Source organism: Helicobacter sp. L8 (assembly GCF_003660355.1).
Taxonomy (GTDB): domain Bacteria; phylum Campylobacterota; class Campylobacteria; order Campylobacterales; family Helicobacteraceae; genus Helicobacter; species Helicobacter labacensis.
In genome coordinates this window covers 16,965-31,802 of the sequence record NZ_QXQR01000015.1, presented here as the reverse complement: position 1 = coordinate 31,802, position 14,838 = coordinate 16,965, and the positions used below count along the sequence as shown (strand labels likewise).

At 47.6% G+C, this 14,838-nt stretch carries 17 protein-coding genes and 1 tRNA gene; 12 read left to right on the top strand and 6 right to left on the bottom strand.

Going from position 1 to position 14,838, the window contains the following annotated elements:
* Positions 1-90 precede the first annotated feature (90 nt).
* Together EAO37_RS09300 and EAO37_RS07220 are read right to left on the bottom strand one after the other, a co-directional pair.
* Entirely contained in the window at positions 91-252 is a 162-nt protein-coding gene (locus tag EAO37_RS09300) for a hypothetical protein (protein ID WP_162982990.1), read from the bottom strand.
* Between the two features lie 150 nt (positions 253-402).
* A tRNA-Pro gene (locus EAO37_RS07220) sits at positions 403-480 on the bottom strand.
* Between the two features lie 100 nt (positions 481-580).
* Here EAO37_RS07220 and modA point away from each other — a divergent pair.
* Positions 581-1,324, top strand: a complete 744-nt coding sequence (modA, locus tag EAO37_RS07215) for a molybdate ABC transporter substrate-binding protein (protein ID WP_120946189.1) — start codon at positions 581-583, stop codon at positions 1,322-1,324.
* Entirely contained in the window at positions 1,324-1,995 is a 672-nt protein-coding gene (gene modB / locus EAO37_RS07210) for a molybdate ABC transporter permease subunit (protein WP_120946188.1), read from the top strand. Before modA ends, modB begins: the two co-directional genes overlap by 1 nt.
* On the opposite strand, the gene EAO37_RS07205 is transcribed toward modB, so the two are convergent.
* On the bottom strand, positions 1,930-3,144 hold the full coding sequence (locus tag EAO37_RS07205) for an epoxyqueuosine reductase QueH (protein WP_235853138.1): 1,215 nt from the start codon (positions 3,142-3,144) through the stop codon (positions 1,930-1,932). The genes modB and EAO37_RS07205 overlap by 66 nt on opposite strands.
* Positions 3,145-3,384: 240 nt before the next feature.
* Here EAO37_RS07205 and EAO37_RS07200 point away from each other — a divergent pair, with 240 nt between their 5' ends.
* The 3 genes from EAO37_RS07200 (at position 3,385) to EAO37_RS07190 (ending at position 6,774) form a co-directional block, all read left to right on the top strand.
* Positions 3,385-4,536: a glycosyltransferase gene (locus tag EAO37_RS07200; RefSeq protein ID WP_120952778.1), complete on the top strand. Its 1,152-nt coding sequence runs from the start codon at positions 3,385-3,387 to the stop codon at positions 4,534-4,536.
* 142 nt (positions 4,537-4,678) lie between these two features.
* Complete coding sequence (trpE, locus tag EAO37_RS07195) at positions 4,679-6,187, top strand: anthranilate synthase component I (RefSeq protein ID WP_120952775.1); 1,509 nt, start codon at positions 4,679-4,681, stop codon at positions 6,185-6,187.
* Positions 6,184-6,774: an aminodeoxychorismate/anthranilate synthase component II gene (locus EAO37_RS07190; protein WP_120946185.1), complete on the top strand. Its 591-nt coding sequence runs from the start codon at positions 6,184-6,186 to the stop codon at positions 6,772-6,774. The genes trpE and EAO37_RS07190 overlap by 4 nt, the downstream gene beginning before the upstream one ends.
* On the opposite strand, the gene EAO37_RS07185 is transcribed toward EAO37_RS07190, so the two are convergent.
* A complete protein-coding gene (locus EAO37_RS07185; RefSeq protein ID WP_120952772.1) occupies positions 6,771-7,463 on the bottom strand; it encodes an outer membrane protein in 693 nt (230 codons plus the stop codon). The two genes, EAO37_RS07190 and EAO37_RS07185, sit on opposite strands and share 4 nt — an antisense overlap.
* Before the next feature lie 276 nt (positions 7,464-7,739).
* Positions 7,740-7,946: a hypothetical protein gene (locus tag EAO37_RS09665; RefSeq protein ID WP_240451766.1), complete on the bottom strand. Its 207-nt coding sequence runs from the start codon at positions 7,944-7,946 to the stop codon at positions 7,740-7,742.
* A 339-nt stretch (positions 7,947-8,285) separates the two neighbouring features.
* Between EAO37_RS09665 and EAO37_RS07175 the strand changes: the two genes are divergently transcribed.
* The gene (locus EAO37_RS07175) at positions 8,286-9,056 is read left to right on the top strand and encodes an HpaA family protein (RefSeq protein WP_120945868.1); all 771 of its coding nucleotides are present in this window, start codon (positions 8,286-8,288) and stop codon (positions 9,054-9,056) included.
* Between the two features lie 139 nt (positions 9,057-9,195).
* On the opposite strand, the gene EAO37_RS07170 is transcribed toward EAO37_RS07175, so the two are convergent.
* A complete protein-coding gene (locus tag EAO37_RS07170; protein ID WP_120945869.1) occupies positions 9,196-9,924 on the bottom strand; it encodes a sel1 repeat family protein in 729 nt (242 codons plus the stop codon).
* 102 nt (positions 9,925-10,026) lie between these two features.
* Between EAO37_RS07170 and EAO37_RS07165 the strand changes: the two genes are divergently transcribed.
* The 6 genes from EAO37_RS07165 to EAO37_RS07140 are packed head-to-tail and all read left to right on the top strand — an operon-like array spanning position 10,027 to position 14,838.
* Positions 10,027-10,755, top strand: coding sequence for a zinc ribbon domain-containing protein (locus EAO37_RS07165; RefSeq protein ID WP_120945870.1), 729 nt, complete (start codon positions 10,027-10,029; stop codon positions 10,753-10,755).
* 23 nt (positions 10,756-10,778) lie between these two features.
* Positions 10,779-11,930 carry a lipid IV(A) 3-deoxy-D-manno-octulosonic acid transferase gene (gene waaA / locus EAO37_RS07160; RefSeq protein ID WP_240451765.1) on the top strand — a complete coding sequence of 384 codons (1,152 nt, stop codon included), beginning with the start codon at positions 10,779-10,781 and terminating at the stop codon, positions 11,928-11,930.
* Positions 11,906-12,664 carry an RluA family pseudouridine synthase gene (locus EAO37_RS07155; protein ID WP_120952769.1) on the top strand — a complete coding sequence of 253 codons (759 nt, stop codon included), beginning with the start codon at positions 11,906-11,908 and terminating at the stop codon, positions 12,662-12,664. Before waaA ends, EAO37_RS07155 begins: the two co-directional genes overlap by 25 nt.
* The gene (gene lgt / locus EAO37_RS07150) at positions 12,648-13,484 is read left to right on the top strand and encodes a prolipoprotein diacylglyceryl transferase (protein WP_120952766.1); all 837 of its coding nucleotides are present in this window, start codon (positions 12,648-12,650) and stop codon (positions 13,482-13,484) included. Before EAO37_RS07155 ends, lgt begins: the two co-directional genes overlap by 17 nt.
* Before the next feature lie 14 nt (positions 13,485-13,498).
* Positions 13,499-14,536, top strand: a complete 1,038-nt coding sequence (locus EAO37_RS07145; protein WP_120952763.1) for a flagellar basal body P-ring protein FlgI — start codon at positions 13,499-13,501, stop codon at positions 14,534-14,536.
* Positions 14,533-14,838 carry a hypothetical protein gene (locus EAO37_RS07140; protein WP_104751974.1) on the top strand — a complete coding sequence of 102 codons (306 nt, stop codon included), beginning with the start codon at positions 14,533-14,535 and terminating at the stop codon, positions 14,836-14,838. The genes EAO37_RS07145 and EAO37_RS07140 overlap by 4 nt, the downstream gene beginning before the upstream one ends.

Sequence of the window (14,838 nt, the reverse complement as noted above, 5' to 3'; positions counted from 1 at the left end):
TGTTTGAAGAAGATAGCGTTTTGAACATTGATGAGTTTATAGAACAAATGGCTTTAGATAACGCCATTGTGAAAGTGCGCCCGGGCGCGCTCAAAGAGGATTCATAGTAATGCCTTCACATAGCCAAACAAGGCTAAAGCGCAACAATAACACTTTAGAGCAGATAAACAAGAGTTTATAGCGCATCAGGGCGGCTAAAACCCCGCTAGGGTATTTGCAGAGTAACACCGCCATGTTGCAGACAATCTGCATTCCCATGATTTGGGCTAGAGAGAGCCCCTTAGTTAGCAAAAGAGGGGTTAAAATAGACGGGGTAAAGCTTGCGTGCTTAGGGCTAAAAAAGTGTCTAGATAGTAGATGAGAACATTGTGTCTTAGGGGCATGGGGAAGATCCAAAGGGCATGGTCGGAGTAGCGGGATTCAAACCCACGACCTCACCCACCCCAAGGGTGCGCGCTAATCAGGCTGCGCCATACTCCGCTTCCCAAAAACTCGCATTCTACTCCCATGCCCATTAATTTTAACTTAAAGTTAACACGCAAATGTGTTATAATGCCCCCACACAAGATAAGGAAATGCCATGTTGACATCTCTAGGGCGCGTGCTGGGGCTGGTTTGTTTGCTATTTGCCTTTGCCAGCGCGCATGAATTTAAGCAGATCCATGTCGCTGGGGCAGCCAATCTCACAAAAGCCCTACAAGCCTTGCAACACGCCTTCCTCAAACACCATCCGCAAGCCAAAGTGCGTCTAAGCTTTGGTTCTTCGGGCAAGTTATATAACCAAATCCACCAAGGTGCGCCCTTTGATCTCTTTGTGAGCGCGGATAAAAAACGCCCTTTGCGCCTCCTAGAAGACAAGATTACCCCCTACCCCGTGAAGGTCTACGCTAAGGGTGTGCTAGTGCTATGGAGTAAAACGCGCCCCGTGCCCTCCCTAGAGGTGCTAAAAGGCACTTTCGCCCATTTGGCGATGGCTAACCCCACCTTAGCCCCCTATGGCAAGGCTAGCCTAGAAGTGCTAGACAAACTCCAGCTTAAAGACAAGCTTAAAGACAAGATTTTGCTAGGCAACTCCATCGCCCAAGCCAACCAGTATGTCGCCAGCGGGGGGGCGGAATTGGGTTTTAGCGCGCTCTCTTTGGTGGATCGCGCCGATGTCAAGCATTACTACATTGTCCCCAAGCAGTATTACACCCCCATAGAACAAGCTTTAGTGCTCACCAACCAAGGGGGCACAAAACCCTTAGCTAAGGCTTTTGAGGACTTTATTTTAAGCACAGAGGGCAAGGCGATCTTGAAACAATATGGCTACATTGTGGATTAGTGGACTCTAGTTTTCTTACCACCCTCAAGCTCACCTTTGCGCTGGCTTTTTGCACAACTTGCATTTTACTCCCCATCGGTTTAGCCCTAGGGGCTTATTTAGCCCATAAAAAAGGCGTGTTTAAAACCCTTCTAGAAACCCTCACTTGGATGCCTCTAGTCTTACCCCCTAGCGTGCTAGGCTTTTATCTTCTATGGCTCTTTGCGCCCACCAGTCCCCTAGGGGCGTTTTTGCAACAACACCTACACCTACGGCTTGTTTTTAGTTTCCAAGGCTTAGTGCTGGGTAGCGTGATCTTTTCCTTGCCCTTTATGGTGAATCCTATCCAGCACGCCCTAGCCAATTTGCCCCCCTCTCTCAAACAAGCTAGCTATACGCTAGGCAAGGGCAAGCTCTTCACCTTTTTTAAGGTGCTCTTACCCAATATCAAACCCAGCTTATACCTAGCCATCACCACCACCTTTACCCACACAATCGGAGAATTTGGGGTGGTGATCATGCTAGGGGGGGATATTGAGGGTAAAACGCGCGTGGCTAGCGTGGCGATCTTTGTGGCTTCTGAAGCCAATGACAACGCGCTAGCCAACCAATACGCCCTAGTGCTCTCAGGCGTGAGCTTCGCTCTGCTCTTTGGCTTGCTCTGGTGGCAAAGGCGCGCGCGCATGTTCTAGTAAGTAGAAATTCTTGTATTCGAACCACTCCGCTATGATCTCTACATTCAGTGCCACGCCCTGCAAACACGCCAAATCTTGCACCACCACAATGGGCTGGACGCTCTCCACGCCCACCAGTCTCTCTCGAATGTAGAGTTCTTCCTCATAGCCCAAGCGCAAATCCGCCAAATCCACAGGCGCGTTGCACAGCAGAGACGCTACGCCCCTGGTGTCTAAAAATAGCGTGTCGTCCTTGCAAGAGAATCCCACTTCTATGGATAGTGCGGGGAGATTTAAGCCATGCTGTTTGGCTAACAAACTCTGGGATAGGGAGGGCTTGAGGGCAATGCTGTGCACCTCTAGCTCTTTTAGGGTGGTTTTTTTACCCATGGAGTGGTTTAAAACATAACAAGCCAAAGGCACGCCATTGGCACACACCAGCGCGCGCACGAGTAAATAGCCTTGGGCGTTGTGTTGCAATAAGGAGTAATCTAGCCCGCTGGCTTCTAGGCGATCGCGCTGCTTAAAGAGTTCAAGGCGCGCTTGGATGCTACTAGGCTGGATTTGTCGGCTTAGGGGGCTGATGAGTTCTACGCAGGGTTTGTTTTGGGCTTGTCTTTGGGCGTTTAGGGCGAACTGGCATCCGCAATAATTCTGTCTGTAGAGTTTGTCGCGCTTGGCTAGGGCGTTTTGGCGTTGCACCCCCCCTTGTGCGCGCACATTGTGGTAAATAAAGCGCAGATGGTAGCGCGCCCCAATAGCCTCCCCTTGCGCTTTCAAAATCGCTTGTTCCTTCATGGGACTGGAGAGTAAAGTCGTGCTAAACGCCTCTATGCCTAGCATCAAAGCCATTTGTGCGCACGCCTCTAAGCGCACATCAAAACAGACATTGCAACGCGCACCCTTTTCGCGCTCCTGTTCTAAACCCTTGATCGCCTCTAGCCATGTTTCTAGCGCATAATCCCCCTCAATGAGGCTAATCCCTAGCTTGTGGCACGAGCGGCGCACATCCGCTAAACGCAATAAATATTCGGCATGGGGGTGGATATTGGGGTTATAAAAAAAGCCACTAAATTGGGTAGTAGGGTAGAGCTTGACCAATTCCTGGAGAAAATAATGGCTGTCCACCGAACAACAGATGTGCACCAACATGCGATCACAGGTCATTTTTTAAGCACCATGTAAACATAATAGCCCACCCCCCCCAATAATACCCCTATGAGAAATACCAACAAGAAATCATCCAAAAGCCCCATCAACACCCCTTGTATTCACTTGCATCCATTATAGCCGATCTTAGTGTGTTTGTGTAAGCCCAAAGCTTGTTTATGGACGCGCCCGGGCGTTTAATCTAACTTGCATGAGTCTTATGCTAGGCTAGCAGCATTGAATGTGAAGGGCGTTTTTATGGATGCTATAACAATCCCGGTGGTGATGGTTTTTAACCAAAACTATTATATCCCGGCTGGAGTGGCGATGCACTCCATGTTAAGCTGTGCTGCGCGCGCTAGGGAGGGATTACCTCTGTTTTACAAGATTCATGCTCTAGTGCAGGGTTTAGATCAACACCACAAGGAAAAACTCCAAGAAACCCTTAGAGCTTTTTCTAGTTTCTCTAGCTTGGAGTTTTGCGATCTCGAGCCCCCAACAACCAACAACCAACAACCAACAACCAACAACCAACAACCAACAACCAACAACCAACAACCAACAACCAACAACCAAGATGCCGCACGGCTTTATCGTGAAAAACTAAGTCCTCTATTTAAATGTGTCCACCCCAATGGTTTAGCCTGCTGGTCGAGCTTAATATTACTCCGCCTTATTTTGCCTTCCCTCTTCCCCCAATACGATAAAATCATCTCATGCGATGTAGATGTGGTGTTTAGTGGTGATATGAGCGAAAGCTATTTCCTGCTTGGTTTGGACGATCCTTATTACTTTGCAGCGGCAAAAGGCTATTACGCCGGTAGCTTGCAGGCATTTATAAAAGAGCGCAGAAAAGCCGCTTCAGCTGCTGGGCTTGACACCACCAAGCATTTTTTATCAGATGAAGAACACCAGATCATCTACGAAAATGAGTTTAACAATGGCTTTATGGTGGTGAATCTCAAAGCATGGCGCAGAGATGATCTAGAAAGCAAGTGCTTGGAGTTTTTTGCCCTTAAAAATCACGCGCTCTTGTGCGCTGAACAAGATGCCACAAGCCTGTTATGCCATGGGCATGTATTAGAGTTGCCCCGTAAATACAATAAACACACTGGCATCTGCTCTCCAGACACCCAAGATTCCAAAGAGGTGATCATGTGGCACTTTGTAGAGAATAAGCCATGGAAACTAGGCGCGACCAATATGGCGGATGTCCAAATGTGGATCACAGCCCTTTTGCGCACTCCCCTACGCTTTGACTATTTCCATGATTATTACTCCCAACTCAAAGGTCCCTACCCTTTTGAACCCATGGTAGCTAGTCAGCGCGCTCTGTTGGGCTTTATCTTCTATAAAATCAAGAAAAAGATAAAGCGTTTTTTAAAAACCTTGATACCACCGCGCGTTTGAACCTCTCAGCCCATTACACCACCATAACAGATGGACCACCGTGCTTTCTAAAATCCTCTAGATTCTAAATGGCTGACCTATTCTCTATCTAGTTAGTGTATTTGCGCTACAATGCCAGCACCTTATGCTAAGAAAGCCTATCATGATCGCTTTGCAACAGTGCGCTACTTATGTGCCCTACCCATTAGCCCTTTATAGCCAGCTCAAACACCCCCACACTCTGCTATTGGAAAGCGCGCACGCAGAGAGCAAGGCGCACACGAAGTCCATCATCTTAAGTCGCGCATGCCTGCGCTTGATCGCCCAAGATCAACAGGTGCGCTTGAGCGCGCTCACCCCCAATGGGCAGGCTTTGCTCCAAAAACTCAGCCTTGTGTTGCAAACCCCCTTAGCAGGGGCTACTTTGCAACTTGATTACCCCAAAACCTCTAGTTTCCAAGATGAGTATTCTAAACTCTTCATGCCAAGCCCCTTGGACGCGTTGCGCGCCCTTTTACAAAGCGTGCGCCCCAATTCTAGCCACCCCCTAGCTCTCTTTTGTGCCGGGCTATTCTCCTTTGAAATGGTGCATTATTTTGAAACACTCCCGCGCCTAAGCGCGCAAGAAAACAACGCGCCAGATTATCTATTTTACCTCGCCCAAACCCTCATCGTGATTGACCACAAGGCGCGCACCACCCAAATTTTGGGCGCATGCTTTGATCCTACCTACCAACAAGACTTGCAAGCGGACATGCAAGCCCTAGCCCAACTAGCCCAAGAGAGTCAAGAGGACTTCACCCCCCACAAACACGCCCAAGATAGCACCTTAAGCATGGATTGCCCAGACGCGCGTTTTGCACAAAGGGTGTTGTGTTTACAAGAAGCCCTGCACGCGGGGGATATTTTCCAAGCGGTGATCTCTAGGGGCTTTAGCTTGGAGTGCCAAGACCCTCTAAGCGCTTACCACCAGCTCAAGGCGCGCAACCCCAGCCCCTATATGTTTTACATGCATGCTTTGGATTTTATCCTCTTTGGGGCTAGCCCAGAGAGCGCGCTCAAATATGACGCGCCCAGCCGCACCGCGCAAATCTGCCCCATTGCCGGCACGCGCCCTCGGGCGCGCGCCCCTCAAGGGGATATTGATGTGGATTTAGACAACCGCATGGAGTTAGAATTACTCAGCGATGCCAAAGAGCGCGCAGAGCACCTCATGTTAGTGGATTTAGCCCGCAATGATCTTGCGCGGGTGTGTTTGCCTAACACGCGTTTTGCTAGCAAACTCTTGCGTGTGGAAAAGTATTCTCATGTCATGCATTTGACCTCAGCGGTGCAAGGGGTGCTCAAGCCCGATTTGGACGCGTTGCACGCCTTTAGGAGTTTTATGAACGCGGGCACTTTGAGCGGCGCGCCCAAAATCTCCGCCCTGCAACTCATCGCGCAATTAGAGGGTAAGCGGCGCGGGTCTTATGGGGGTTCTTTGGGGTATTTGTGCGCTGATGGTTCTATGGATACCTGCATTGTGATTCGCTCTGCCTTCGTGCGCGCCAATAGGGCGTTCGTGCAAAGCGGGGCGGGCATTGTGCTAGAGAGCGATCCGCTAATTGAGAGCGCAGAAACCAAAGCCAAAGCCCAAAGCGTGCTAGAAGCCATCCAAAGGACGCACCAATGACGATTTTCTTCATTGACAATTTTGACTCATTCACCTACAATCTAGTCTACGAATTGGAGAGTTTGGGGCATGATCTCAAGGTCTATCGTAACTCCACCCCTGAGCAGGAGTTGCTAGCCCTCATGCGCGCCCAGCCCAACCCGGTGCTTTTGTGCATTTCGCCCGGACCAGGCACCCCTGAGCAATCGGGGCGACTCTTGGCTTTATTGGACAAGGCGCGCGGGGAGTTCCCTATTTTGGGGATTTGCTTGGGCTTGCAGGCTTTAGCGCAAAGTTATGGGGCACAGGTGGGCGCGTGCGCGCAGATTGTGCATGGCAAGAGTTCGCGCATTGAGCTAGAACCCTTTGAGCCCTTTGAGGGCTTGGGGACGCATTTGCAAGTGGCGCGTTACCACTCTCTAAGGGCTCACCAACTGCCCGCTTGTTTACAAGTGATCGCGCATTACCAAGACATCGTCATGGGGATTTACCACCCCCAAGACAACGCCCTAGCCTACCAATTCCACCCTGAGAGCATCATGACCCCCAAGGGCACACAGCTTTTAAAACAGAGTGTGGAGTTTTTGCAAAACAGCGCTAACCTTTAGAAATTGTAGACATAATTAGCAAAGATGGCGATTGTGCGTCTAAAGGTGAGGTTCCATTTATCTCCGCCATTGTCTAGAGTGTCCTTTTCTGTGTAGTAGGGATCGTTGATGGTGGGGATGCGCACGCCCACTTCAACACCTTGGTGTTTGGTGAAGTTGGTTCTAAACCCGATGTTGATAATGAATTGCACGAAAGTGGGGCTGAAGTTTGTTTTGCCATAGACTTTGTCTGTTTTTGCCATCTCTTGGAAACTCTCATTCATGGTGCTACACTGGTTATTATTATTGGTGTAAGCACAAGATCCGCCACTATATCCACTGCCCATTAACCAGCTACTCCCCCCAATCATTACCCCGGCAAACACGCCCAAATTATACCCATTCTTTTCATAGAAGTTGTAGATCGCATCCACACCCACCCCATAGAATAAGTTAGCGGCTTTGCCTATGGTGTTGAATAACCATGAAGGGGATTTCATAATGTAACTCCCCCCCTGCCCGCTAAACATACCATAGTAGCGCAAGCCAAAGCGTTTTTTCTTGCCAAAGAATTGTTTGTAACCAAATTGGATATCCGCGCCAAAGAGATTCCCTGAGGTCTTGGCAGAGGTACTAAACGCCTCTTGTGAATAATAAGGGTTGTTTGGATCAGTAATGGTCGGCTGGCTGTAACTATATCCACCGGTCATGTTAGAATACTGGAAACCCCCCTCTACAAATACGCCATTTTCCTCCGCACTCAAAGGGGCAAAAGAACAAAGGGCTAAAGAACCAAAAAGGGCTAAAATTTTACTCTTGCTAGCTAAGCGTGCTGTGCCGTGTGATCATAGCTAAAAACCCCTTAAAGTAAGAATAAAAGCGCAGGGATTCTAGTCGCATTTTGCTTGTTTGTCAAGTGGTGGGTTAGTGTGCCAATACTCCTCATAACTGCCCTTAAAATCTAAAAGGGATACAGCGTTTGAACGCTAGACTTGGTTTTCAGGCTCTAAATGGATGGACGCAATCATTTGGCAATCTTTTAAATGGTAATGCCCATAGAGGTATTTTTGATCCAGCCACACCAAGAGGCTAAAAGGGAATATTTGCCCTGCATGGGTGTGTCCGCACAGAAGTAAATCAGGTTTTTGTTCTAAATGCGTGAAGGATTTGGGTTGATGGGAGAGTAAAAACACTGGGCAGATTGGGGTTAGCTTGGGTAAAAATAGTCTTAAAATCGGGTTCAAAGCGTTTAAAGCGATATCCTATAAGATCATTTACACCCATTAGATTGAGTCCTGCCACTTGGACACTTTCATTTTGCAGGACGCGTAAAAGAAAACTTTACTGGGTTATTTAAAGCACAGGGCGCAAACAGAATTAGGGCGTTTACGCGCCTTTTGTGCCCGCTATTGGGAAAAACCACGGGCATAGAATCCATTATCCTTATCCAATGGTTTAATATTTTAAGCTAGAACAACGAGGATTTTTCTAGTTGCTTGTTTTCTTATCTTAATTCTCAAAGGAGCTTTAAAATGCAAAAGATCACGAAGGGTTTTTTATGGGTAGCAGGGGTGTCGCTTGCGCTCTCGGGTTGTGCTATGGATACAGGACCGGGCGCTGGCTCTGCTAGCAAAGCTGAGAGTCCTACTAAAAAAGAAGTCAGCTCTGTTCTTCTTGACTTTGATTACCCCATTAATATCACCCAAGAAGCCTCTAATGGTCACACTATTGCCATTTTAACCCCCCATATACAAGTGAGCGAGAATCTCCAAGCCTATATAGGGAAATTCCAAGACGCTTTGGTCAAACAGATACAAGACATTTTCCAAAAAAGGGGCTACCAGGTCGCGCATTTCACAGACGCACAAACTCTCACTCCTGAACAAAAACATAAAATATGGGCTGTTTTGGATATGAGGGGGTGGATGGGAATCTTAGAAGACATGAAAATGAACACCAATGCCCCCGAAGACAACAACACGGACACTATGGTCGATCAAAGTTCAGGGTCTGTATGGTTCAAATTCTTCGAGCCAGAAACAGGGCGGATTATCCATAACTTTGCTGTGGAAGTGGGGACAGAACGCGCAATCACGCACACCTACACCTACCAAGCCACAAATTCGGGCGGGTTTGCCGGTGCCAATGCGGTTAGCCACAATGTGCTAGACAAGAATCACGATGACGCAATCCATCGAATCCTCAACAAAATGTATGCGGTTGTGATGAAGAAGTTGGTGTCTGAACTCACCGATGCCAATATCAACCGCTACAGAAATGCCATTGAGAAGATCAAAAAATAGACACCGGAGCCTACAACAATCCTCCCACCACTTGGGTGGTGTAGTAGGCAATGCAAGAGAAGAAGTAAGCCACTACCGTTGTAAAGACAAAGAGATAGAGCACAAATTTAGTCCCCCCTGCCTCTCTCCCAAAGATGCTTTATTCATCAAAGATCTCGCTTTTCTTGCCCTTTAAGCCCCCAGCGCATTGTAATCCTTGTATTTTTCGTTGCACCCTTTGCAAATGTTTGCCAGCACCAAGCCCAAGTTCTATGGCTTTTTTGTAACAAGTCTCTGCGATCAAAAGGGCTTGTTTTGATCCTTTAAATTTAGGGCTAAACTCCAAATACTGCCCCATCATGTCGATAGCACCCCCAAGCATTATACGCCTTAGAGCAAACCCCTTAAAATCTTTTGCGCGTAGCCCATCCAAATTCACACATAAATTTGCGCCATCTAGCCTAATAAACACGCCATTAGCATCAAGAATCTCTGTTAAAAGTTGTTCGACTTTATCCCAATTCTTTTTGACACAAGAGCCATCGCTATACATGCTAGAAAGAAAGGCTTTAGCCATTATCACAGCCGCATCTTGATTTTGCATATCCTTTTTTTTAATCACCAATTGAAAATAATGTTTTGCCTTGCAAGCATTCTTTTTTCTCCCATCCCCAAATAAATACGCCTCCCCTAAATACGCGCTCCCCAATATATCCCCCTGCTTGTGTGCTTGTTTAAAAATGCCAAAAGCCTCCTTGTAATGCCCATCGTGCGCAGCCTTGATCCCCCTTTGCATAAAAGCGCTCACCTCCTGTGCTTGCAAAACTCCCATTACAACCACCAAGCCCACAAACACCAACCACCAGCTATTCTCTTTCTTAACGCCCATAACAGCCTCCATTAAGCCAAGGATAGCCAATAATCTTTAAAAGCACCCCTAAGCCAAAGTATGCTAGAATCCGCGTTCCTAATCACACCTACAAGGCATGCCATGAACGCGCATTTAACCCAGCTCATAGAAATTTCGCGTCTAGATAAAGACATTGAAGCCCTAGAACCCTTGATTCAGGCTAAACGCGTGGATTTAGACAAGGCATTAGCCACCAAACATAAACAACAGGCTGAATACAGCGCGCTAGAAGAAGAAAAGGCGGCATTAAAATTGCAGATTGCTAAAAACGAACAAACCTTGCACGAGATCAACGCCAAAGTAGACAGCATCCAAAAGAAAATTGCCCAGATTAAGTCTGAGCGCGAATTGCGATCTTTGGGGATTGAAGAGGATATTACTAAGGAGCGCGCCAACCAAGCTAATAAGGAAATCGAGCAGTTAGAGAATGAAATCGCGCATAAAAACAAACTGCAAAGCGCGTTGCAAGAGGCTTTAGAAAACCTTGAGGGTCAAATTAGTCGCTTAGAAGAACAGGTTGAAAAGGACACCGCCCAAATCAAGCAACGCCAGCAAGAGATTTTTCATGAAAAACAAAATCTCACGCTTAAAATGGATCGCAAACTCATCGCCTTTTACGAACGCATTAGGCGTTGGGCGGGCAATACTTGCGTGGTGAGTGTGCGCAAGCAGGCATGTGGAGGGTGCTTTATCCGCATTAATGACAAGACTTATACTGAAATTTTGGGCAGTCAAGACATTTTGACATGCCCGCATTGTGGGCGCATTCTCTATGTAGAAACTGGGTCCCAGCCAACAAGCGAGATCTAATTTTTTATCGCATCTATACCGCTGTGCTTGCACTAGCGCATCTGCTAGCCCTACCCGTGCTTGCTTTATGGCGTTTCAAACCCAAATACCGCCACTCTTTAAGCGCGCGCTTTTTTGCCAGGGGGCATAAACTTACCTTTAAACCCGTGTTGTGGTTTCATGCCTGCTCTTTTGGCGAAATCAAATCCCTAGAGCCCTTGCTAGCCCTTTTTCCTAGCACCCCCATTTTGCTCACCACCACCACCCAAACCGGCTACACTTTAGCGCATAACACCTACGCCCATAACGCCCATATACAGGTGCGCTATTTGCTTTTTGAAACCTTGCTTTGGCTGTGGCGCAAGGATTTAAACGCTCTGCAAACTCTCGTGGTTACCGAGGCGGAGTTGTGGCTGGGGGTCTTTATGCTGGCTAAAAAAGTAGGAGCGCAAACCTTTTTGATCAACGCGCGTATTTCTAAGCGTTCTTATGGGCGTTACTACCGCTTTAGGGCATTTTACGCCTACCTTTTTTCTAAAGTGGATCGCATCTATGCCCAAAGTGCGCAGGATTTAGAGAGGTTATCCTCTTTAGGAATGCGCACAGGGACGATCTTCCCCAATCTCAAACTCTTTAACCCTCCCAAGCCCACTCATCACTACCCAAAACCCCCTAAAACCCTAATTCTAGCCGCTAGCACCCATCCGGGGGAAGAGGTCTTGATCTTAGAGGCGTTTTTAGCTTTGCAAAGCGATGCTTTGCTTTGCCTAGCCCCGCGCCACCCTGAGCGCTTTGAGGAAGTCAAAAAAATATTGATTCAAAAGGACTTGATCTTTGATCTTTTTTCAGAGGGGCTCACATGGCGTAACCCAATTACTCTGATTGACGCGCTGGGGGTTCTCAATGACTTTTACGCGATTGCGGACATCGTGATTTTAGGGGGGGCTTTTGCGCCAATAGGGGGGCATAACCCCTTAGAACCCGCCTTTTTTGGGGCAAAACTCATCAGTGGCACACATATTTTCAACCAAGAAGCCTTGTTTAGCTGTGTGCAAAATTATGTCTTGGTGGAACCCCCACAATTAGCCCAAACACTCGCACAAGCCCAAACAATCTTGCCTAGCTCCATTGAATACGGCGATCATCGCCTAGAAACATTAGCCCAAGCACTATGCAAAAAGCCTATAAACTCTTGAGCGCCCAATTAGGCATCTCGCACAAGCAAGCTAAAAACTTAATTGATTTGGGCAGAGTGCGCGCGCATCACAAACCCTTAAAATTAGCCAGAACTCTGCTCCCCCTCACAACGCATTTTGAGGTGTTGGAGCGCGTGGAGTCTGCTATTCTCTACCAAGATGATGTTCTCTTAGCCCTTTGTAAAAGCGCGGGAGTGGATAGCTACGCACTGCAAGCTAAACACACGCCCTACCAACTCTTGCACCGCTTAGACAAGCCCACTAGCGGGGTTCTTTTATTAGGCTGTGCCCCCTTTTACGCCCGCGCATTAGAAGCGTTCAAGCAAAGACGCGTCTACAAAGAATATTGCGCGCTGGTAGAGGGCATGATCGCTAAGAAACAAACCTTAGACATGCCCTTAAAAACGCACAAAAGCCACGCGCATGCTAATAAGGGTTTTGTCAAAAGTATGTGCGATTCTAAGGGCAGAGAGGCGATCACCCACATCACCCCTCTTAAACACTACCCCCGCCACACTCTTTTAAAAGTGGTGATCGAAACCGGAGTAACCCACCAAATTCGCGCGCATCTAAGTGCGATCAAGCACCCCATTGTGGGGGATACTCTCTATGGGGCAAAGCCCAGCGCACATCTCTTTTTGCACGCCAAACGCGTAAAACTCTTGGGTTATGATTTACAAGCCCCCACCCCGCCCTATTTTGATTTAGGAGAGGATTTTGAGTTTTTGGAATGAAATTTACAGCCACTTTAGCCCCATTGCCTTTTCTCTCTTTGGTTTAAATGTGCATTGGTATGGCTTGGCTTATGTGAGCGCGCTCCTTGTTGCCTTTTTTGTCGCCCTCAGCGCGATCAAACGCGATCCACAGCGATTCCCCATCACTAGGGCGCATTTTGAAAGCTATTTTCTCTATGTAGAATTGGGCGTGATCTTGGGCGCGCGCTTGGGCTATATTCTCATCTACGATCCCAACACCCTTTACTATCTCAAAGCCCCATGGCAGATTTTCAATCCCTTTTATAATGGGGAGTTTGTGGGTATTCGAGGGATGAGCTACCATGGCGGGCTGGTGGGTTTTTTGGTGGCTTCATGGCTGTTTAGTGTGGTCAAAAAGCAAAACTTTTTGATCTATTTGGATTTGATTGCGATCTCTTTGCCCTTGGGCTATGTTTTTGGGCGCATAGGTAATTTTTTAAACCAAGAATTAGTGGGGCGTATAGTGCCTAGCAGCGATGTAATAGGACAAAAAATTGGGATTGTGGTCAATGGGGTTTTGCGCTATCCTAGCCAACTCATTGAAGCGTTTTTAGAGGGTTTAGTGCTCTTTGTGGTGGTATGGGTGGCTAAAGCTTTTGTGCGTGCTCCGGGCATGCTCATGGTGGTCTATGGTTTGGGGTATGCGCTCGCACGCTTTATTTGTGAATACTGGAGAGAGGCGGACGCACAACTGGGGTATTACTTTTGGCACTTGAGTATGGGGCAAATTCTAAGCTTAGTGATGGTGGGGATTTCTTTGGGCTTGTGGGCTTATATTGCGCGGATTAAAAAAGTTTAGCTAGAATAGCGCGCATGGGAAGTTTAAGCAAATTCTTAGCCCTTTGCTTGTGTGTGGCTGGCTTGCATGCCGAAAAGATTGAGGACATCGCTAATATCGTGGGCGTGCGCGATAACCAGCTGGTAGGCTATGGGCTGGTGATCGGGCTCAATGGCACGGGGGATAAGTCTGGCTCAAAATTTACCATGCAATCCATTGCTAACATGCTAGAAAGTGTCAATGTTAAAGTGTCCCCCCAAGACATCAAATCTAAGAATGTGGCTGCGGTGATGATCACGGCTAGCCTCCCCTCTTTTGCGCGTCAGGGCGATAAAATTGATGTGCAAATCTCCTCTATTGGGGACGCTAAGTCCATCGATCATGGGGTGTTGGTGATGACCCCTTTGAGCGCCATTGATGGGAATATTTACGCCATCGCACAAGGGAGTGTGAGCTTGGGCAATTCGGCTAACCTCCTCTCGGGCACGATCATCAATGGGGCGACTATTGAGCGCGAGGTCAGTTACGATCTCTTGCATAAAAATGGCATGACACTCAGTCTTAAAAAGCCTAACTTCAAAAACGCGATCAAGATTCAAGAGGCTTTGAATCACACTTTTAAACAGCCCGTAGCCCTAGCCATCGATCCAAAGACGATCAAGCTCAAAAAGCCGGACAATTTAACCATGGTGGAGTTTTTGGCGTTGATTCAAGAAGTCAATATTGATTACAGCCATGCCAATAAGATTATCATTGATGAGAAATCGGGCACTGTGGTAGCCGGGGTGGATATTGTGGTGCACCCGGTGGTGGTTACTAGCGGAGATGTAACCATTAAGATCACAAAGGAACTCTTAGAGCCCAAGAAGGGCAAGGCAAAAAAAGACATCCAAAAGCTGGACGCGCAAACCATGTTTGACACCAAGGAGAATGTTTTGAGCTCTCAAAAAGCAACTATTGCTAGCGTGGTTAAGGCGTTGCAAAAAATCGGAGTGAGCCCTAAGGGCATTGTTTCTATCTTAGAGGCGATGAAAAAGGGGGGGGCGATCAGCGCAGAAATGGAGGTTATATGATTAAGAATAATTTAGACATCTACAACCAGTATCTAGCCAATAAACTCGATGCTAAAAGTCTTAAAGGCGATGATGCCAAGCTCAAAGAACAAACCAACGCCTTTGAATCCTTGCTCTTAAAATTCATGCTCGACACCGCGCTTAAATTAGACAACCCGCTCTACCCTAAGCAACCCGGGAGCGAGATTTACCAATCCATGTTTAAGGAGTCTCTCTCTGATCAACTCAGCGGGCATTTTGGCTATAGCGAGCTCTTGTTCAATTTTCTCAAAGCCCAAGAGGAAGCCAAGAAACAAGGTTAG